The sequence below is a fragment of the Streptomyces sennicomposti genome, assembly GCF_019890635.1.
Taxonomy (GTDB): Bacteria; Actinomycetota; Actinomycetes; order Streptomycetales; family Streptomycetaceae; genus Streptomyces; species Streptomyces sennicomposti.
In genome coordinates this window covers 17,144-36,212 of the sequence record NZ_JAIOAB010000068.1, presented here as the reverse complement: position 1 = coordinate 36,212, position 19,069 = coordinate 17,144, and the positions used below count along the sequence as shown (strand labels likewise).

20 protein-coding genes are annotated in these 19,069 nt (G+C 75.5%); 11 read left to right on the top strand and 9 right to left on the bottom strand.

Annotated features, from left to right (window positions below; genetic code table 11):
• The 5 genes from K7787_RS27480 to K7787_RS27460 all read left to right on the top strand — a co-directional run.
• On the top strand, positions 1-822 hold an 822-nt coding region (locus K7787_RS27480; RefSeq protein WP_223003304.1), incomplete at its 5' end, for a Ppx/GppA phosphatase family protein.
• A 121-nt stretch (positions 823-943) separates the two neighbouring features.
• Positions 944-1,138 carry a hypothetical protein gene (locus K7787_RS27475; RefSeq protein ID WP_223003303.1) on the top strand — a complete coding sequence of 65 codons (195 nt, stop codon included), beginning with the start codon at positions 944-946 and terminating at the stop codon, positions 1,136-1,138.
• A gap of 54 nt (positions 1,139-1,192) precedes the next feature.
• On the top strand, positions 1,193-2,209 hold the full coding sequence (locus K7787_RS27470) for an iron-containing redox enzyme family protein (protein WP_223003302.1): 1,017 nt from the start codon (positions 1,193-1,195) through the stop codon (positions 2,207-2,209).
• A 31-nt stretch (positions 2,210-2,240) separates the two neighbouring features.
• Positions 2,241-2,894, top strand: coding sequence for a HemK2/MTQ2 family protein methyltransferase (locus tag K7787_RS27465; protein WP_164393334.1), 654 nt, complete (start codon positions 2,241-2,243; stop codon positions 2,892-2,894).
• The gene (locus tag K7787_RS27460; protein ID WP_019983495.1) at positions 2,875-3,096 is read left to right on the top strand and encodes a CDGSH iron-sulfur domain-containing protein; all 222 of its coding nucleotides are present in this window, start codon (positions 2,875-2,877) and stop codon (positions 3,094-3,096) included. The genes K7787_RS27465 and K7787_RS27460 overlap by 20 nt, the downstream gene beginning before the upstream one ends.
• A gap of 212 nt (positions 3,097-3,308) precedes the next feature.
• On the opposite strand, the gene K7787_RS27455 is transcribed toward K7787_RS27460, so the two are convergent.
• The 3 genes from K7787_RS27455 to K7787_RS27445 form a co-directional block, all read right to left on the bottom strand.
• Entirely contained in the window at positions 3,309-3,743 is a 435-nt protein-coding gene (locus tag K7787_RS27455; protein ID WP_223003301.1) for a protease inhibitor, read from the bottom strand.
• 337 nt (positions 3,744-4,080) lie between these two features.
• On the bottom strand, positions 4,081-4,458 hold the full coding sequence (locus K7787_RS27450) for a hypothetical protein (RefSeq protein WP_019983493.1): 378 nt from the start codon (positions 4,456-4,458) through the stop codon (positions 4,081-4,083).
• 3 nt (positions 4,459-4,461) lie between these two features.
• A complete protein-coding gene (locus K7787_RS27445; RefSeq protein ID WP_027758336.1) occupies positions 4,462-4,707 on the bottom strand; it encodes a hypothetical protein in 246 nt (81 codons plus the stop codon).
• A 286-nt stretch (positions 4,708-4,993) separates the two neighbouring features.
• Between K7787_RS27445 and K7787_RS27440 the strand changes: the two genes are divergently transcribed.
• Positions 4,994-7,369 (top strand): SpoIIE family protein phosphatase, encoded by a 2,376-nt coding sequence (locus K7787_RS27440; RefSeq protein ID WP_223003300.1) that lies wholly within the window; start codon positions 4,994-4,996, stop codon positions 7,367-7,369.
• Between the two features lie 116 nt (positions 7,370-7,485).
• Here K7787_RS27440 and K7787_RS27435 read toward each other — a convergent pair whose 3' ends face one another.
• Positions 7,486-8,037: an RNA polymerase sigma factor gene (locus K7787_RS27435; protein WP_019983490.1), complete on the bottom strand. Its 552-nt coding sequence runs from the start codon at positions 8,035-8,037 to the stop codon at positions 7,486-7,488.
• Positions 8,038-8,082: 45 nt separating this feature from the next.
• On the opposite strand from K7787_RS27435, the gene K7787_RS27430 reads away from it, so the two are divergent.
• The 4 genes from K7787_RS27430 (at position 8,083) to K7787_RS27415 (ending at position 12,485) form a co-directional block, all read left to right on the top strand.
• Positions 8,083-9,546 carry a serine/threonine-protein kinase gene (locus K7787_RS27430; RefSeq protein ID WP_223003299.1) on the top strand — a complete coding sequence of 488 codons (1,464 nt, stop codon included), beginning with the start codon at positions 8,083-8,085 and terminating at the stop codon, positions 9,544-9,546.
• 175 nt (positions 9,547-9,721) lie between these two features.
• The gene (locus K7787_RS27425; RefSeq protein ID WP_223003298.1) at positions 9,722-10,456 is read left to right on the top strand and encodes a DUF4232 domain-containing protein; all 735 of its coding nucleotides are present in this window, start codon (positions 9,722-9,724) and stop codon (positions 10,454-10,456) included.
• Positions 10,457-10,586: 130 nt separating this feature from the next.
• Positions 10,587-11,876, top strand: a complete 1,290-nt coding sequence (locus K7787_RS27420; protein ID WP_223003297.1) for an SLC13 family permease — start codon at positions 10,587-10,589, stop codon at positions 11,874-11,876.
• A gap of 69 nt (positions 11,877-11,945) precedes the next feature.
• Positions 11,946-12,485 (top strand): universal stress protein, encoded by a 540-nt coding sequence (locus tag K7787_RS27415; protein WP_223003296.1) that lies wholly within the window; start codon positions 11,946-11,948, stop codon positions 12,483-12,485.
• A gap of 21 nt (positions 12,486-12,506) precedes the next feature.
• Here the strand turns inward: K7787_RS27415 and K7787_RS27410 are convergent, their stop codons facing one another.
• From K7787_RS27410 to K7787_RS27395, 4 genes are all read right to left on the bottom strand, one after another.
• Complete coding sequence (locus tag K7787_RS27410; protein WP_223003295.1) at positions 12,507-14,759, bottom strand: ricin-type beta-trefoil lectin domain protein; 2,253 nt, start codon at positions 14,757-14,759, stop codon at positions 12,507-12,509.
• A gap of 309 nt (positions 14,760-15,068) precedes the next feature.
• Positions 15,069-16,037, bottom strand: a complete 969-nt coding sequence (locus K7787_RS27405; protein WP_019983484.1) for an aldo/keto reductase — start codon at positions 16,035-16,037, stop codon at positions 15,069-15,071.
• Positions 16,038-16,110: 73 nt separating this feature from the next.
• Positions 16,111-16,719, bottom strand: a complete 609-nt coding sequence (locus tag K7787_RS27400; protein WP_223003294.1) for a flavoprotein — start codon at positions 16,717-16,719, stop codon at positions 16,111-16,113.
• A 31-nt stretch (positions 16,720-16,750) separates the two neighbouring features.
• Positions 16,751-17,209 (bottom strand): nuclear transport factor 2 family protein, encoded by a 459-nt coding sequence (locus tag K7787_RS27395; RefSeq protein ID WP_169438858.1) that lies wholly within the window; start codon positions 17,207-17,209, stop codon positions 16,751-16,753.
• Positions 17,210-17,328: 119 nt separating this feature from the next.
• Here K7787_RS27395 and K7787_RS27390 point away from each other — a divergent pair, with 119 nt between their 5' ends.
• Positions 17,329-17,889: a TetR/AcrR family transcriptional regulator gene (locus K7787_RS27390; RefSeq protein ID WP_164387634.1), complete on the top strand. Its 561-nt coding sequence runs from the start codon at positions 17,329-17,331 to the stop codon at positions 17,887-17,889.
• Between the two features lie 475 nt (positions 17,890-18,364).
• Here the strand turns inward: K7787_RS27390 and K7787_RS27385 are convergent, their stop codons facing one another.
• On the bottom strand, positions 18,365-19,051 hold the full coding sequence (locus tag K7787_RS27385) for an FMN-dependent NADH-azoreductase (protein ID WP_223003293.1): 687 nt from the start codon (positions 19,049-19,051) through the stop codon (positions 18,365-18,367).
• Positions 19,052-19,069: the final 18 nt, after the last annotated feature.

Genomic DNA, 19,069 nt, shown 5'->3' with positions numbered 1-19,069 from the left:
GGAACTGGTGGCGACGGAACGGGACTGAGGCGGGTCCCGCCCTTCGCGACCGCCGTGGTGCGCGGCGCGCCCAACCGCCTCCAGGTGCTGCGCGCGGTGCGGGCCGGCACCGGGGTGGAGCTGTGCACGCTGCCCGGCGAGGTCGAGGCCGAGCTGACCTTCCTGGCGGCGCGGCGCTGGGCGGGCTGGCGGTCCGGGCCGCTCGCGCTGCTCGACATCGGCGGCAGCTCCCTGGAGGTCGCCTTCGGGCGGGGCCGGCTGCCCGACTTCGTGGCCTCGCTGCCGCTGGGCGCCGGCCGGCTCACCCACGAGTTCTTCGCCGGCGAGGACCCGCCCTCGCCGGAGCGCGTCAAGGCGCTGCGACGCCGGGTCCGCCACCAGCTGCGGGACGTGGCCGCCCGGATCCGCTGGGAGGGGCCGCGCACGGCGGTGGTCACCTCGCGTACGTTCCAGCAGCTGGGGCGGTTGTGCGGGGCCGCGCCCGGGCGGTACGGGCCGTTCGTGGAGCGGCGGCTGCGGCGCGGGGAGCTGCGCCGGGCCGTGGACCGGCTGGCCGCCCTGCCCGCCGCCGAGCGCGCGGCGCTGCCCGGCATCTCCGCGCCGCGGGCCGCGCAGAGCCTGGCCGGCGCGGTGGTCGGCCACACGGCGATGAAGCTGACCGGGCTGAGGACGGCCGAGGTGTGCCCGTGGGCGATCCGCGAGGGCGTGCTGCTGCGGCACCTGGAGGACGGGCCGTCCTGGTGGGCGGAGGTCGCCCGGCTGAGCGAGGACGTCGCGCCCCCGGACCCCGTGCCGCTGCGGATCGCGAGCGCGACCCGGTGAAGCGGGCGAAGACGGGAAGACGTAACCGGACCGGGTCCTGCCGGCCCCGGACGGGGCCCTGATCCGGGCCGCGCCGGGCCCGGGGCAGGACCGTACCGACTTCAGGCAAGGAGCGAGAACCATGCCCGACAACGACGGCAAGCAGCACCACGACCGCCCGCAGACCGCCCTCGGCGAGGTCCTGCGCGAGTTCGAGAAGGCCGAGACGGACGTGGACGAGTCCCGGGAGAAGCGGCACCGCGGCGAGGCCGCCGAGGCGATCACCCCGAACGCCGGTGCGGAGGAAGAGGCCCAGGAGGAGGCCGAGGACCGCTGAGCCGGCCGCGATCACGGGGAGGATGGCCGCAGGCGCCCCGGGTACCCGGGTTCCATGGACGACGATCGCCGAGGACCCCAGCTGCCGCCCGCCCGGGGCCCGCTCTCCGCAGCCGTGACGGCCCACCTGCTCGACACCGGCCCGCTCCCCCGCCCCGCGGACGCCGGGGCCGCCGACCCGTACGGCGACGACCTCCAGCTCGCCCTGTACCTGTGCTACGAGCTGCACTACCGCGGATGGGCCGGGGTGGCCGCGGGGCGTGAGTGGGACCCGGACCTGCTGCGCGTGCGGGCGGCGCTGGAGGACCGCTTCCTGACCGCCCTGCGCGCCGACACCCCCGGCCACGGCAGTCTCGACGAGGCGCTCGGCGAACTGCTGGTCGAACCAGTCGACGGCTCGGGCGTCTCCCACTATCTGCGGGACGAGGGCGAGCTGTGGCAGCTGCGCGAGTACGCCGCCCAGCGCTCCCTGTACCACCTCAAGGAGGCGGACCCGCATGCCTGGGTGCTGCCGCGGCTGTGGGGCCGGGCCAAGGCGGCGATGGCGGCGGTGGAGTTCGACGAGTACGGCGGCGGCCGGGCGGCCCGCGTCCACGCCCGGCTGTTCGCGGACCTGATGACGGACCTCGGGCTGGACACGACGTACGGCCGCTATCTCGACGCGGCCTCGGCGGAGGTCCTGGCCACGGTGAACATGATGTCCCTGTTCGGGCTGCACCGGTCGCTGCGCGGGGCCCTGGTGGGGCACTTCGCGGCGGTGGAGATCACCTCCTCGCCCGGTTCCCGGCGGCTGGCCGAGGCGATGCGCCGCACGGGCGCGGGCCGGGCCGCCGAGTTCTTCTACGACGAGCACGTCGAGGCGGACGCGGTGCACGAGCAGGTCGTCCGCCACGAGGTGATCGCCGGGCTGCTGGAGGAGGAGCCGCACCTGGCGGCCGACGTGGCCTTCGGGATCGACGCGACCGGCTTCCTGGAGGACCGGTTGGGCGGCCGGCTGCTGGCCGACTGGCGGGCGGGCCGCTCCTCGCTGCGCGTACCCCTCGCGTCGGCGGAGACGGTCCCCGCCTCCTGATAATCCCCGGGTTACGGGGTACTCGCGTGGCGTGAGTGAACTGGTACTTCCGGGCGTCTACGCCCCGCAGGACGACACCGCCCTCCTGGCCGAGGCCCTGGGCGACGAGCCGCTGCGGCCCGGCGCCGAGGTCCTCGACGTGGGCACCGGGAGCGGCGCGCTCGCGCTGGCGGCCGCCCGGCGGGGCGCCGAGGTGACCGCGGTCGACGTGTCCTGGCGGGCGGTGTGGAGCGCCCGCCTCAACGCCTGGCTGCGCCGGCTGCCGGTCCACGCCCGCCGGGGCAACCTCTTCGGTCCGGTGCGCGGCCGCACGTTCGACTTCATCCTGGCCAATCCGCCCTACGTCCCGGCCCCCGGCGCACGGCACGCCCCGCGCGGGCGGGCGCGGGCCTGGGACGCGGGCCACGACGGGCGCGAGGTGCTGGACCGTATCTGCCGGGACGCGCCCGGCCTGCTGCGGCCCGGCGGGGTGCTGCTGATCGTGCACTCCGCGCTCAGCGGTCCCGGCCGCACCCTGGACCTGCTGCGCGAGGCCGGGCTGAAGGCCTCGGTGGTGCGGCGCCGCTGGATCGCCTTCGGGCCGGTGCTGCGGGCGAGACGGGAGTGGCTGCGCGAGCGCGGGCTGCTCGGCTCGGAGGACGAGAAGGAAGAGCTGGTGGTCATCCGTGCCGAACGAGCCCTCTGAGAGCGCCGAGGACGCCCGCCGGGCGCCGGCCCGCCGGATCACCATGCAGCGGCAGGGCCCGATCCTGGTGGACGGCCCGGTCGAGGTGGAGCTGGAGGACGGCACCACGGTCGCCTCGGACCGGTGGCGGGTCGCGCTGTGCACCTGCCGCCGCAGCCGCCGCTACCCGTGGTGCGACACCAGCCACCGCAAGCGGGTGTAGCGGCGCTCCGCCGTGGACGAAGAAAGCCGTACACGGAGAAGCCGTCTTCCTCCGTATACGGAAGAAGACGGCGAAAGATGTCAGGGACCGGCGGGAGGGCCCCCCCCGCCCCCCGGTCCCTGTCGCGGGATCACCGCCGGTTCCCGTGCCGGGCCGCGCACTCCCCAGTCACGCGGCCCATGGTGCTGCGCGGAAACCGTGCGATCCCGGCTCTAGAACGCGAAGACGCTCGTCATGGCGGCGTTCTTCACGCATTCGTTGGCGAAGGTGCGCTCGTAGGAGACGCGCTTGCCCTGCCAGACTCCGGCGGCCGTGACCACCACGGGGTTGTACTCCTTGGTGCACAGCACGTCGCCGCCGGCGGTCAGGGCGTCGAAGTCGCCGCCCACGGAGCGCAGTTCGGCGCACGCGTCGGGCGCGGCGGGGTGGGTCCCGGAGGCCGTGGGCGCGCAGGTGAGGGTGACGGCGCGCTCCGGGGTGGCGGTGGCGGCGGCCGTCCCGTGGCCCGTGGTGAGCACCAGGGCCGAGGGGGCGTACAGCGTGGCGGGGGCGGCGGCCGGGGCGGCGAGGGCGGCCCCGGTGAGCGGTCCGCAGACGGCGGTGGCCGTCAGACCGAGGGTCGCTGCCCAGCGCGCGGTGTTCCGCATTGTGTGCTTCCTTCCGCAAGGTTCGATGAGAGATGCCCGTCCGGCGCGGTCGGTGCCGGACCCGGCGAGCGGGAGTCTGCCGAGTCCGCCACCGAAACTCACATCGAACCCATGGGTTTCGGTAACCTTGCGTATTGAATCAGTGGCGTGAAGTCACGGAATTCGAACGTTCCAACCCCGAAACCACGGGCCCGCCGGGTGCGAGATCCAGCCGGATGGCGCGTTCTCCCGTGTTCCGCAATCGACTTGAAACACTCCCGTCATAGATGCCGGAACGTTCCCGCAGAGGGGCGCGACGGGTGCCGCCGGCACGGAACCGGGTCTCCCGCACCCCGTCTCAGATCTCCCAGGACCGCAGCCGGTCCGCCGCGCCGTACACGTCGGTCTTGCCGGACATCAGATCGCGGGCGAGGTCGACGAGGGCGCCGTAGGGCGGGTCGATGCCGACGCCGCTGACGTACATGTAGGCGACGGCCGTCGCGCAGGCGAAGCGGGCGTTGGCCGAAGGCAGCGGCTTGAGCACGGCGAGGGTGTGCAGCAGGGCGGCGGCCCGCCAGGCGGCGTCGGAGTCCACGCCCAGCCGGGGCGGGTCCACGCGATGGCGGGCGACGGCGGCGACCAGGGCCGAGAAGTCGTCGACCGCGGGCTGGTCGGGCAGCACTTCCTCATGGCGCTGGAGCAGCCAGGGCACGTCGATGTGGATGACGGGGGTCATCGGTCAGGCGGCTCGTCCCTCGCCCCTCGTGGGCGGCTCGTCGTCGGGGAACGCGGCGGCGAATTCTTCGGCGTGGCCGGCGAAGAACCGGCGGAAGGCCTCGGCGCCCTCCTGGAGGGCCCGGTGCCGGGCTATGTCGGCGGCGGCGGCCTCCCGCACGAGCGCCTTCATCGACGTACCGCGTTCCTTGGCGATCTGGCGCAGGTCCTCCAGCTCGCGGTCACTGAACTCCACATTGAGCGCTGGCATGCTCCAAACGGTACCGCGCGGGTACTTACGCGTAAATAGCCGCTGGTCACAGCGGTACGGGCACGGTACCGGAACCGGTGTGCGGCAGGCCGTCCGGCGCGCGGGGAGCGCCCCGTACGGCGGGGCGCGCGCCCGGCTCGCGCCGCCCGTGACCACGCGCGCCGCGGTACCGGGAGACGCCCCGGCGCGGAAAGGGGGGTCGGCGACCGCGCGCCGCGGGGACGCACTAGGCTGGATCGCGAGTGACACACGTCTGATCACTGTGAGTGTGCGCGATGGAGTGGCGATGAGCCCGGTGTATCCGTTCGACGATGCCGCCACGGCCCGGGCCGTCGTCGACGAACGGGGCCTGCTCGCCGAGTGGAACGAAGGCGCGCGCCGGCTGCTCGGCTGGGCGCCCGAGGAAGTCGTGGGCAGGCCGGCCGATCGGCTGCTGGCCGAGGGCGCGCAGGTTCCCGCCGTGCCCGCGGAGCACCGCTGGACCGGCACGCTCGACCTGCGCCACCGCGACGGGCACACCGTCCCCGTATGGCTGCTCGCGCACCACCGCCGGCCCGAGGACGGCGGCGACTGGCTCCTGGTCACCCCGCTGGAGGGCGGTCCGGCGCCGGCGCCGGACGATCCGCTGCTGCGGGCGCAGCTGCTGCAGTCCCCGTGCGCCGTCGCGGTCTACGACGACCGGCTGCGCCTGCACGCCGTCAACGACGCGATGGCGGAGGTGATCGGCCTCTCCGGGGAACGGCTGCGGGGCCTGCGCCACTCGGAGATCGGCGGCCGGCCGCACAGCCAGGACATCGAGTCGCACATGCTCCGGGTGCTCGACACCGGCCGGAGCCACGACGTGCGGACGTACGTCTCGAACGGCGAGGACGAGCGGCTGAGCGCCTGGCTGGCCCGGGTCTCCCCGGTCAAGGGCGCCGACGGGCGGGTGCTCGGGGTGTGCGTCGCCGTGCACGACTTCACCGAGCAGTACCGGGCGCGCGAGCGGCTCCAGCTGGTCAACGAGGCGAGCGCCCGCATCGGCACCACCCTGGACGTCACCCGGACGGCGCAGGAGCTGGCCGACGTCTGCGTCCCCTCGCTCGCCGACTTCGTCAGCGTCTATCTGGTGGACCCGCCCGAACAGGGCGGCGAACTGCCCATCGGGCCGCTGAAGGTCCCCGTCTCGCTGCGCCGCGTCGCGCACCGCTCGGCCGCTCCGGGCGACCCGGAGGCCATGTTCCCGCCCGGGCGCAGCGAGGTGTACCCGGCCGCCTCGCCGCAGGGCGCCGCGCTGCTGGCCGGTCAGCCGATCGTGGTGTCGCAGAAGTCCGGCGACCTGGAGAAGTGGCTCGCCTGGGACCCGGAGCGCGTCCTGCTCGCCCGGCGCCTCGGCATCCACTCCACGATGTCGGTGCCGATCCTCGCCCGGGGCGTCACCCTGGGCGTCGCCGTCTTCACCCGCTTCCAGCACCCGCACCCGTTCATGCCGGACGACGTGCTGCTGGCCGAGGACGTCACGGCCCGGGCCGCCGTCTGCATCGACAACGCCCGCCGCTACTCCCGCGAGCGGGAGACCGCGCTCGCCCTCCAGCGCAGCCTGCTGCCGCGCTCCCTGCCGCGCACCGCGGGGGTGCAGGCGGCCTCCCGCTACCTCCCGGCGGCCCGGGCCGACGTGGGCGGCGACTGGTTCGACGTGATCCCGCTGTCCGGGATGCGGGTGGCGCTGGTGGTCGGGGACGTCATCGGGCACGGGGTGCGGGCCTCGGCCGCCATGGGCCGGCTGCGCACCGCCGTGCGCACCCTCGCCGACATCGACCTCGCCCCGGACGAGCTGCTCACCCATCTGGACGACGTGGTGGTGCGGATGTCCGCCGAGGACGGCGACGACGGGCCCGGCGAGGTCGGCGCGACCTGTCTGTACGCGGTCTACGACCCGGTCTCCCGGCGGTGCACGCTCGCCCGCGCCGGGCACCCCTCGCCGGTGCTGCTGCCGCCGGACGGGCCCCCGCACCGGATCGACCTGCCGGCCGGGCCGCCGCTCGGTCTGGGCGGACTGCCGTTCGAGTCGGCGGTGCTGGAGCTGCGCGAGGGCAGCGTGCTGTCGTTCTACACCGACGGGCTGCTGGAGAGCCGGGAGCGGGACGTGGAGGCCGGGTACCGGCTGCTGTGCGCGGCGCTGGCCGCCGACGGCGGTTCCCTGGAGGAGACCTGCGACCGGGTGCTGCACGCCCTGCTGCCCGGCGGCAGCGCCGGCGACGACGTGGCCCTGCTGCTGGCGCGCACCAAGGGCCTGCCGGCCTCCCAGGTGGCGACCTGGGACATCCCCGACGATCCCTCGCTGGTCGCCCCGATCCGCAAGCAGGTCGTCGAACAGCTGGACGACTGGGGGCTGAGCGTGGCCGCTTTCACCGCCGAACTGGTGGTGAGCGAGCTGGTCACCAACGCCATCCGGTACGGCGCCCCGCCGATCCGGCTCCGGCTGATCCACGACGAGACGCATCTGATCTGCGAGGTGTCCGACACCAGCAACACCGCCCCGCATCTGCGCCGCGCCAAGACCTGGGACGAGGGCGGCCGGGGTCTGCTGCTGGTCGCGCAGCTCACCCAGCGCTGGGGCAGCCGGCACACCACGGAGGGCAAGACCATCTGGGCCGAGCTGAACCTGCTCGACGGGGAGTGAGGGGCGCGCGGGCGGCCCTGCGCACCGGTCACGGCCCCCGGTCACGCCCCCCGGTTACGACCCCCGGTCCCGCCGCCCGCCGTCGCAGCGCGCCGCCCTACGGGACCGCCCGCCGGTCAGGACCCCGCAGCCAGCCAGGGCCTGACCTGGCGGCGGGCCTCGTGCAGCCGTGACTTCAGGGTCCCGAGCGGGATGCCGGCGCGCTCGGCGGCCTCGGCGTACTCCAGCTGGCAGATGTCCCGGTACACCAGCGGCGCCACCAGGTGCGGATGCTCCCGCTCCAGCCGATCCAGCGCCTCCAGCAGATCGATCCGGGAACCGGCGATGACGCTGGTGGTGCGCGGGTCGACGTACCGCTCCGGCTCGATGGCGGCCGGGTGCTCGGCGGCGCGCCGCTTCAGCTCGCGGTACTTCTGCCGGCAGCAGTTGGCGACCACCGTGTAGAGCCAGGTGCTGAACCTGCTGCGTCCCTCGAACGTGTCGATCTTCCGGGTGATCTGGAGCAGCACGTCCTGCGCGGCCTCCTCCGCGTCCTCGCGGCAGGGCAGGAACCGCCCGCAGCGCCGCAGCAGCTCCGGCCGGATCTCCGTGAGGAGTTCCTCCAGTGCCGCGCCGTCACCGGCGGCGGCGCGCCGGGCGAGTTCTTCGGTCGGCGCCGCGTCCGGCACGTGGGTCCTCCTCGGAGTCGATCTCAGGGCAGGCATGATAGTCGTATGCACTCCGTCGAGCGGATCGGCCGCTACCGGCTCGAACGGCGCCTCGGCACCGGCGCCTTCGGCACGGTGTGGCTCGCCCACGACGACGACCTCGACGCCCCGGTGGCGGTGAAGGTCCTCGCCGAGAACTGGGCGCACCGCCTCGATGTGCGCGAGCGGTTCCTGTCCGAGGCGCGGCTGCTGCGCAAGGCGGGCTCGCCGCGGGTGGTCCAGGTCCACGACATCGGTGAACTGCCCGACGGCAGGCCGTACTTCGTCATGGAGTACGCCGACGCCGGCACCCTCGCCGACCTGCTCGCCGCGGGGCCGCTGCCGGTGGCCCAGGCGCTGCGGCTGACCGCGCTGGCCGCCCGCTCCGCGCACGCGCTGCACGAGGCGGGCATCGTGCACCGGGACGTCAAGCCGAGCAACGTGCTGCTGCGCACCGCGCCCGACGGGACGCGGCGGGTGCTGCTCGCCGACCTCGGGCTCGCCAAGAGCCTCGCGCAGGCCTCCGGGCTGACCCTGGCCGCCGGTTCCGAGGGGTACCGGCCGCCGGAGCAGGCCGAGCCGGGCGCGGGGATCGACGCGCGGGCCGACGTGTACAGCCTGGGCGCGGTGGGCTACGAGCTGGTGACCGGCACGGTGCCGGCCGCGCCGGGGAAGGTCGTCCCGCCGGAGCGGCTGCGGCCGGACGTGGACCCGGGCGTGGCGCGGACGCTGATGCGCGCCCTGGAGCCGGACCGCGAGCGCCGCTGGCCGACCGCCGAGGCGCTGGCCGAGGAGCTGGAGACCTGTGCGGCGGCGGGCCCGGCCGCCGTCCGGCCGCGCGGGCGGTGGGGCCGGGGCGTGGGACGGCCGCGCGGGCGGTGGGGACCGAGCGCCGGCCGACCGCGTGGACGACGCGGCGGCCGGGTCGTCGCGCTGGGCGCCGCCGTGGCCGTGGTCGTCGCGGCGGGCGTGGGCCTCGGCGTGGCGCTGTGGCCCGGCACGCCGAAGACCTCCGCCGCGTCCGGTGTCCGGGTCGCCGACGCCACCGGCCGGGTCGCGCTGCGGGTGCCGGACGGCTGGGGGCGGCAGCTGCGGGACTCGGGCTGGGACCCGGCGACGCTGGGGCTGCCCGCCGGGCACGAGCCGGGGCTCGCCGTCGCCGACGACCTCACGCGCTGGCAGGACCTGGGCGCGGGCGTGGACGGGGTGTTCGTCGGGCTGAGCGAGCACGGCGACGTCACCGCCCGGGTGGCCGCCGTCGAGCACTCCGGCTGCCACTACGACGGCGACCGCGCCTACGCCGCCGGGCCGTGGCACGGCCGGGTCCGCGCCTGGAGCGGCTGCCCCGGCGGCGGTCTGCTCACCGAGGCCGCGCTGGTCCCGGCCGGGACCGCCGGGCAGCCCCAGGTGTACGTGCAGGTCCGCCGGCAGGGCGGCGACGATCCGACCGACCGCATACTCCGCTCGCTGCAGGTCACCCGGACCCGGTAGGGGTGAACACGGGTACGGGTGCACAGGGCGCGGTCCCCGGCGGGAAGAACTCCCGGGAAGAAAAGTGCGGGAACCGCGAACTTTCCATCCGGACCGCGCATCGGACCTCATGTCGGCGCACGAGGCGCCGGACGCACACGGCACCGTGTGCGACGAACCTCCAGGAGCGTGGATCATGGCGTACACCTCCCCGTCCCGCCGCCGTACGGCCCTGCTCGCCGGCGCGATCGCCGCGCTGGGCCTGCTGACGGGCTGCGGCACCGACCACGGCACGGCGGGCGGACCGCAGAAGGTGCCGGGCACCGCGGCGCCCGCGACGGGCGACACGACGACCGGCGCGGCGGCCGGGAGCACCGCCCCGGGCGGCGGCTCCACCACAGCGGGCCGTACCGCCTCGCCCCCCGGCTCCGGCGCCCCCGCCACCACCGGCCACGCCACCGCCTCGGGCACCGGCGCCGGCACCGGTTCCGACAAGAACACCGCCGCGCAGGGCGGCCGCTGCCACACCTCCGAGCTGCGGGCCGCGATCGGCCGGATGGACCCCGGCGCGGGGCAGGAGAACTTCCCGCTGGTCCTCACCAACGTCTCCGGCCGCACCTGCACGGTGCGCGGCTATCCGGGCGCCGCGTTCGTGGACGCCTCCGGCCGCCAGCTCGGCCCCGACCCCAAGCGCTCGTCGGGCTCCCCGGCGACGGTCACCCTGAAGCCGGGCGCCAGCGCCTGGGCGGGACTGACCTTCTCCAACCCGGGCGTGAGCGGGGCGCGCACCGCGAAGCCGGCCGCGCTGATCGTGACGCCGCCGGACGAGCGCGACCACCTCACGGTGAAGTGGACGGCCGGTCAGGTGCCGGTGGGCGGCAACTCCTCGTCGGTGTTCCTGACCGTGTTGAGCCCCGGCACCGCGCCGTGACGTCCAGGCCCGGCACCGCGCCGTGACGTTCAGCCCAGGCACCGCGCCGTGAGGTTCGGGTCCGGCGCCGCGCCGTGACGCGGCCCGGTCCCCGCACGTCCGCGCGAAGGCGCGACGGCTGTTTGCTTTGATGTGCGGGCACCGTCGACCTCGTCCGGAGGACCGAGCCCTGAACACCCCGCTGGCGGAGAGCCTGTCCGTCGTCCTGCTCGTCGCCGTGCTCGCCTGGGCGGTCGTCCGGCCCTTCGGCTGGCCGGAGGCCGCCCTGGCGGTGCCCGCCGCCGCGGTCGCCGTCGCCGCCGGCGCGATCGGTACGGACCACGCGCGCGCCGAGGTGGTGCGGCTGGCGCCGGTCGTCGGGTTCCTGGCGGCGGTGCTGGTCCTCGCCCACTTCTGCGACGTGGAGGGGCTGTTCCGGGCGTGCGGGGCGTGGACGGCCCGGTGGGCGCGGGGCCGTCCGGTGCGGCTGCTGACGGCGGTGTTCGCGCTGGCGTCGGCGATCACGGCCGTGCTCAGCCTGGACGCCACCGTCGTCCTGCTGACCCCGGTGGTGTTCGCCACGGCCGCCCGCACCGGCGTACGCCCCAAGCCGCATGTCTACGCCTGTACGCATCTGTCCAACACGGCGTCGCTCCTGCTGCCGGTCTCCAATCTGACCAACCTGCTGGCGTTCGCGGCGAGCGGGCTGAGCTTCACCCGGTTCGCCGCGCTGATGGCGCTGCCGTGGCTGGTGGCGATCGGCGCGGAGTACGTCGTCTTCCGCCGTTTCTTCGCCCGCGACCTGGCGGCCTCGGCGCCTGCGCCGGGCACCGGCGAGCCGCCCGCGATGCCGGTGTTCGCGCTGATCACCGTGGGCTGTACGCTCGCCGGTTTCGTCCTCGCCTCCACGTTCGGCGTCGAACCGGCGTGGGCGGCGCTGGCCGGGGCGCTGGTGCTGGCCGGGCGGGCCCTGGTGCGGCGCGAGGCCACCGCCCTCGGCGTGGTGCGGGCGGCCGCGCCGGCCTTCCTCGCGTTCGTGCTGGCGCTCGGCGTGGTCGTGCGCGCGGTGGTCGACAACGGGCTCGCCGACGCGCTCGGGCACGTCCTGCCCGGCGGCACGGGACTGCTCGCGCTGCTCGGCACGGCCGCGGTGGCCGCCGTGCTGGCCAATCTGATCAACAATCTGCCGGCGGTGCTGGTCCTGCTGCCGCTGACCGCGCCGGCCGGGCCGGGCGCGGTCCTGGCGGTGCTGCTCGGCGTCAACATCGGACCCAACCTCACCTACGCCGGTTCGCTCGCGACGCTGCTGTGGCGGCGGATCGTGCACCAGCACGACCACGGGGTGGACCTCAAGGAGTTCACCCGGCTGGGCCTGCTGGCGGTGCCTGCCGCGCTCGTGCCCGCGGTGGTGGCACTGTGGGGGGCGCTGCGGATCGTGTGAGCCGCGCGGCGCGGCCGGGTGAGGCGCGGGGTGCGGCGGGGAAGACCGGAGGCTGAGGGAGGCCGCCGTATGCGCGTGATCGCCTGGCTCGTCGAGGGCACCTGGCCCGCCTGTGTGGACGCCGTGCGCGCCCATGCGCCCGAGGACGCGGAGGTGGTGCTGCTGCACGTCAGCGCGGCGGACGTGCCGGGGGTGGCGCACGGGGCGTTCGCCGGGCTCCTCGGGCGCGGACACCGCCGGGGACACGCACCGGGCGACGGCTGGGAGCGGGACCCGGGCGACCAGGTCGCCGATCTCGGCGACGCCTCGGCGGCCGAACTGCTGGCCGCGGCGGCGGCCCGGCTGGGCCGGCCGTGCACGCCGCTGGAACGGGCCGGGCGGGTCGAGCGCGAGGTGGTGAAGGCCGCCGACGACGCCGATCTGCTGGTGCTGGCCCGCGACGGCGACCGCGACCGGCTCGGCCCGCGCAGTCTGGGACCGGCCGTGCGGTTCGCCGTCGACCACGCGCCCTGCCCGGTGCTGCTGGTGTGGCCGGAGGCGGCGCCGGACCTCACGACGCTGCCGCCGCCTCCCCCGCCGCACCCGCACGGGCCGCCCCCGCCTCCCTGAGGCGGCCGCGCCGTCGCCGGGTCAGGGCCGGGGCACGCCGTGCGCCGCCCAGTTCGCCACCTCCATCTGGAGGTCGGTGGAGGGCGTGTCGATCGACCAGCGCTGGGTGTCGGTCTTCGCCCGCGTCTTCAGGACGAGCGCGCCCGCGCCGTCGGTGGCCGCCGGGGTCAGCGCCAGGTCCTGGTCGAAGCGCGGGACGAGGGTGCCCTGGAGGGTGAAGTCGTAGCGGATGTTCCGGCCGCCCGGCGCACCGGCGGCGACGCACGGGGCGAGCTGCACGGAGTAGCCGAGGTGCGAGTCGAGGCACAGCCCGGGCGCGGCGCCGCTGCGCAGCAGCCCGTCGGTCTCGTACGCCCACTGCTGGCCGGGCTGGGCGGAGCACTTCGCCAGCTCGGTCTCCGCCCCGGCGACGGCCTTCCCGCCGACGATGCCGACGCAGAGCCCGGAGGCCGCGTTGTGCAGCCGCCCGCGCAGGGTCGTCTTCCCCGCGGCGCCGGTCCCGGCCCAGGTGGGCGCGGGGGCCGGGGACGCCGTGCCGGAGGGCGCGGCCGAACCGCTCGGGCGGCCTCCGGCGGCGGGCGCGGCGCCGTCGCCCGAGCCGAGGGCCGACCAGACGGCGAGCGGCAGCACGACGAGACCGCTCACGGTCGCCGCGGCGATGGCGAGGTTCCGGTTCCGCGCGGCCCGCCGGGCCGACCGCCGTGCGGACCGGCCGCCGGCGCCGGTGGCGGAACCCGTCGGGCCGGCGGCCGCCGTCGCGGCGAAGCGGCTGCCCGCGCCCCACGGCGGCGCGCCCTGCGGCGCGGAGGGCGCCGCGTCGGGGCGGGGCGGCACGTGGGCGGCGGGGGCCGGCCCGGGCGGCGCGTCAGGAGCGGCGGAAGCCGCGCCCGCCGTCGGCGCCCCCGAGGGGGACGGGGCGAAGGCGTCGGGCACAGCGCCTCCCCCGGTCGGGGCGGAGAAGCCGGATGCCGTACCCACGGCGGGCGAGGCGAGGGCGTCGCGCATCGCACCCGCTCCGGGCGGAGCGAACACGTCGGCCGCCGCACCCGATCCGGACGGAGCAAAGACATCAGCCGACGTCCCCACGGGGGGCGAGGCGAAGGCGTCGGGCATCGCACCCGCTCCGGGCGGAGCGAACATATCGGCCGCCGCACCCGCCCCAGACGGGGTACAGCCGTCAGGCACCGCACCCGCTCCAGGCGGGGCATGGCCCTCAGCCGCCACACCCGTTCCGGGCGAGCCGTACGCGTCGGACCCCGCGCCCGCTCCCGGTGCGGCGAACGCCTCGGTCGCCGAGTCCGCCTCACGTGGTGCGAAGGCGCCGGGTGGCGTGCCCTTCGCGGCCTGTGTGAACGCCTCGCCGCCGACCAGATCGGCGGGCGGCGGGGCCGTACCGGAGTCGTGGCCGTGCCCGCTGCTCGGTTCCGCCGCGGCGGCCAGGCGCAGTACCCGGTACTCCCGGGCACGCCAGCCGAGGACCCCCTCGGCGAGCGCGGTGCCGAGGTCGGAGTTGAACGGCGCCAGTTGCCCGGCGGTGTGCCGGCAGTGCGTGCAGCCGGCCAGGTGCTGGCGCAGATCGGGATCGACATCGATGCCACCGCGCCGGTAGGTCACGTCCAGCAGCCGGAAGTACCGCAAACAGTCCTGGTCGGGCGCGAGTTCGCGGTGGACCTGGAGGCACTCCTCCCGCAGCCGTTCGCGGGCGCGCCCGAGTTCGAGGCGTGCGCCCGCCTCGTCGAGCCCGAGCAGCCGGGCGGGCGCGGCGGGCGGCTCCGCCTCGACCTCGGCGTGCCAGAGCAGGGCGGCGGCCGTCTGCGGCAGCCGCTGAAACGCGCGGGACAGCAGCCGCCGTTCGACCGGCGGCAGCAGCGACGCCGTCACCCGCTCACCGGCGTCGGCGCCGGTACCGGCCGCGGCCCGCAGTTCCGGGTGCAGCGTCTCCCGCCGGTGGTCCGCGCCCCACTCCCCCGCGATCCGGCGCACCGTGACCAGCAGCCGGGGCCGCCACGCGGCGGTCGGCCCGGTCCGGCGCAGCGACTGCCCGAACAGGCGGGTGAAGGCCTGGGTGGTGAGCATGCCCGCGGGATGCGGCCCGGCGGTGCACAGCCGGGCGTAGGCGAAGGCCGCTTCCCAGTGCCGGTCGAGGAGTTCGCCGACGGGGTTGAGGGCGGGCGTCGCTCCGGTCCACTTCCGCAGTTCCTCGCTCAGTTCCTGGTCCGTGCTGCCGAACGGACCGGACGGTTCGGGGAAAGGGGACGGGCCCGGGTTTTTCACGGCTGTTTTCCTCCGCACTCACGGCCGGATCAAGTCCGTACCAACAGGGGGGACTTCGGCCTTTCGGGGCCTCACCTTTCCACAAGTGAACAGGGAGCAACAAGGGATCACGCGGTTTTCCGCATATCCCCCGGGAAATAGATCTGTTGACGAATTGTCAATTACCGGCGGCCGATGGATTCCGGACTGTAATTGTCTCCGGGGGCCGGAGTTCGCCTTCGGAGAGCGCAGACCGCGAGGGCCCGTGGGCCGGGCATGCCGAGGCCCGTACGGCGTGCGCGCCGTACGGGCCTCAGGACGTGGATGGGCTCAGTGGCCGCTGACCTCGTGGGGACCGTAGGGCCGCTCCAGTTCCTCGATCTCCTTCTCGCTCAGCTCCAGTTCGACGGCGGCCACGGCGTCCGTCAGATGCCCCGGCCTGGACGCGCCGATGATCGGCGCCGTGACCGTGCTCTGGTGCAGCAGCCAGGCGAGGGCCACCTGGGCGCGTGGGACGCCGCGCTCCTCGGCGATCCGGGTGACCGCCTCGACGATGGCGCGGTCGCCCTCCGCGTAGAGGGTGCTGCCGAAGGCGTCGGTGTCGCTGCGGTGGGTGGTGGCGCCCCAGTCGCGGGTGAGGCGGCCCCGGGCGAGCGGGCTCCAGGGCAGCACTCCGACGCCCTGGTCCGCGCACAGGGGCAGCATCTCGCGCTCCTCCTCGCGGTAGAGGAGGTTGTAGTGGTTCTGCATGGAGACGAAGCGGGTCCAGCCGTTCAGCCGCGCGGTGTACTGCGCCTTGGAGAACTGCCACGCGTACATCGAACTCGCCCCGATGTAGCGGGCCTTGCCCGCCTTCACCACGTCGTGCAGCGCCTCCATGGTCTCCTCGACCGGAGTGTGCGGGTCCCAGCGGTGGATCTGGTAGAGGTCGACGTAGTCGGTGCCGAGCCGGCGCAGGCTGTCGTCGATCTCGGTCATGATCGCCTTGCGGGACAGGCCGGCGCCGTTGGGGCCGGGCCGCATCCGGCCGTGCACCTTGGTGGCCAGGACGACGTCCTCGCGGCGGGCGAAGTCGCGCAGCGCGCGGCCGACGATCTCCTCGCTGGTGCCGTCGGAGTAGACGTTGGCCGTGTCGAAGAAGGTGATCCCGGCCTCCAGGGCCTGCCGGATCAGGGGCCGTGAGGCCTCCTCGTCGAGGGTCCACTCGTGCGCGCCCCGGTCGGGCACGCCGTAGGTCATGCAGCCCAGACAGATCCGCGACACGTCCAGGCCCGTCGAACCGAGCTTCACGTACTGCATCGTTGCTGCTCCCGTCTTCGGGTGGTCACCGGCACCTCTTCGGGTTGCCGGAACGAGCCTAGGCGGTCGGCGATCATGTCGGCGGGTCGTACCGGATGGCGGACCCGGGGCCGGGCGGCGTGTCGTCCCGGTCGGCGGGGGCGGCGTCGAGCAGGTCCAGGGCCCGTTCCCAGGCGAAGCCGGGCCGGCCGCCGGCCGGGGACGGGTCGCCGGTGTGCGGGTCGCCGAAGCGGACGCCCATGGCGCGCAGCCGGGTGAGGCTGTCCCGATAGGCGGGGTGGACGGCGAGCGCGTCGGCCACGCAGGGCAGGACGGCTATCGGGACGCCCAGTCCGTGGGCCTCGCACAGGGTGGCCGCGGCGAGGGTGTCGGCGATTCCGGCGGACCACTTGTTGATCGTGTTGAAGGTGGCGGGCGCGACGGCCACGGCGTCCGGCGGCGGGAAGGGCCGCGGGTCGGCGGGGGTGCGCCAGGCGGAGCGGACGGGGCGGCCGGTGAGCGCCTCGGCGGCGGCGACGTCGAAGAAGCCGTTCAGGGCGGCCGGCGTCGCGATGACGCCGCTCTCCCAGCCCCGCTCGCGCGCGGCGGTGAGGAGCGCGCCGACGCCCTCGGCAACGCCGGCGGCGCAGACGACGACGTAGAGGAAGGGCTTCTCGGCTGGTTGCGGGGCCTGTTCGGTCATCCCGGAACCCTACTGAACCTCTCCTGACGCCTCACCACACCGGGAAGGAGCGCCCGTGCTCGGCCGGCGGGCGCGGGCCGAGGATGCGGCGCTCGCTCTCGGCGATCGGCACGTCGTTGATGCTCGCCTCGCGCCGGGTCATCAGGCCGTGCTCGTCGAAGCGCCACAGCTCGTTGCCGTACGAGCGCCACCACCGGCCGTCGATGTCCTGCGACTCGTACTGGAAGCGCACCGCGATGCGGTCGCCGTCGAAGGCCCACAGGTCCTTGCGCAGCGCGTAGTCCAGTTCGCGCTCCCACTTGGCGGTGAGGAAGGCGACGATCTCGGCGCGGCCGGTGAGGCAGGTGTCGCGGTTGCGCCAGACGGAGTCCTCGGAGTAGGCGAGGGCGACCTGGTGCGGGTCGCGGGTGTTCCAGGCGTCCTCGGCGGCCTGGACCTTCTGCGCGGCGGTCTCGCGGGTGAACGGCGGCAGGGGCGGGCGGTCGGCCATGGGGCGCTCCTCGGCGGGCGGTCGGGACCGGGCGGAGAACGCACGTTCTCCATTTGTCCGATAATCTAGAGAACGGTCGTTCTCCAGTCAAGGAAGCCGGTCGAGGAGGTCGTGCGCCGATGGACACCACGGCGGCCCGGGAGCGGGCGCTGGACGCCGCGGAGCGGTTGTTCTACGGGCGCGGCGTCCAGGCGGTCGGCATGGACGACGTCCGGGCCGCCTCCGGGGTCTCCCTCAAACGGCTCTACCAGCTGTTCCCGGCGAAGGAACGGCTGGTCGAGGCGTATCTGGAGCGGCGCGACATCCGCTGGCGCGGGCGGCTCGCGGCGTACGTCGCGGAGCGCGGCGACCCCGAGGAGCGGCTGCTCGCCGTGTTCGACTGGCTGGAGGAGTGGTTCGGCGAGGACGGCTTCCGCGGCTGCGCCTGGATCAACGCCCACGGCGAGCTGGGGGCGTCCTCCGCCCGGGTGACGGCGCAGGCTCGGGCGCACCAGCGGGCCTTCCGGGCGTATCTGGCCGGTCTGGTCGCCGACGCGGGGCGGCCCGCCGCGCTGGCGGGCGCGCTGTTCCTGCTGGCCGAGGGCGCGATCGTGGCGGCCGGGACGGCCGGGAGCACGGAGCCCGCCCGGGAGGCGCGCGAGACGGCCCGGCTGCTGTTGGGGGCCGCCGGGGCCGGCTGAGAACGGGTGCGCGCCCGGACGGCGGCCCCGGGCGGATTCCGGAGGACGCCCGCCCCGAGACCGAGACCCGCCCCGGGCCACAACAGCACCGGCCCGGGGGCTTGGCCGCACCTGCCGGGACTGGCCAGGGTTCGGGGCTGTTCGGGGCTGTTCGGGCTGCCGCCCGGGACTGGCCGGGACCTGACCGAGCCTGCCCGGGAGCGGCCCGGGCTCGGCGGGACGCACGCTGAATCTGGCCGGAAGGCCTGGCCGAACCTGGCGGGACTGTCCGGGGCGAGCCGGAACCTGCCCGAGCCCGGCTTGGGCCACCCGGGCCTGGCCCGGCCTGGCGGGGCTCGGCCGGGAGACCCGGCCCGGGGAGCGTCCGGCGGAACGGCCCTCGGTACGCCGGCCGCTACGGCCGCTACGGCCGCCCGGCGCCCGCCCGGTCCGGGCGGCGGACCGCAGGCTCAGGCCGCCGTCCGCGCCCGCTCCGTCAGATCGTCCGCGCCAGCTCCGTCAGCGTCTCCTCGGCCGCCGCGAGCGACCGTGCGGCCTGGTGTTCCAGGCCGGCGAGGTGCGGGAGGACGTCCACGCGGGTGAGTTCGGCCGCGATCAGGTGGAGTCGGTCGGGGGCGACGCCGAGGTTGCCGAAGTAGGCCCTGAGGTACGGTGTCTGGAAGTCGTAGGCCTCGCGCGGGGTGCCGGGGCCGTAGCCGCCGCCGCGGGCCAGGACCGCGACCACCCGGGTCCGGCTCAGCAGGCTCTCGCCCGAGTCCGGGTCGGCGAACGCGCCCGGGAACGTCACCCGGTCGATCCACGCCTTCAGGGCGGCGGGCACGGAGAAGTTGTACATCGGGACCCCGACCAGCACGGTGTGCGCGGAGCGCAGTTCGGTGATCAGCGGCAGGGTGAGGTCCCACTCCCGCTGTTCGGCCGGGCTCTCGATCAGCGCGGGCACCTTGGCCGGGGGCGCGAAGCCCTCGCGCTCCACGCGGCGGCCGAGGGTGGTGTAGGCGGCGGTGAGCGGCGCGACGGGCGTCGTGGCCAGGTCGCGGCGGCGGTACTCGGCCGTGCGGTGCCGCTCGCGCCAGGCGCGGACGAAGCGGGCGGTCAGCCGGCGGCTCACCGAGTCGGCGGTCGCGTCGGCGCTGGAATCGACGTGCAGCAGCATGGCGGGCATCGGAAGGTCACCTCGTGC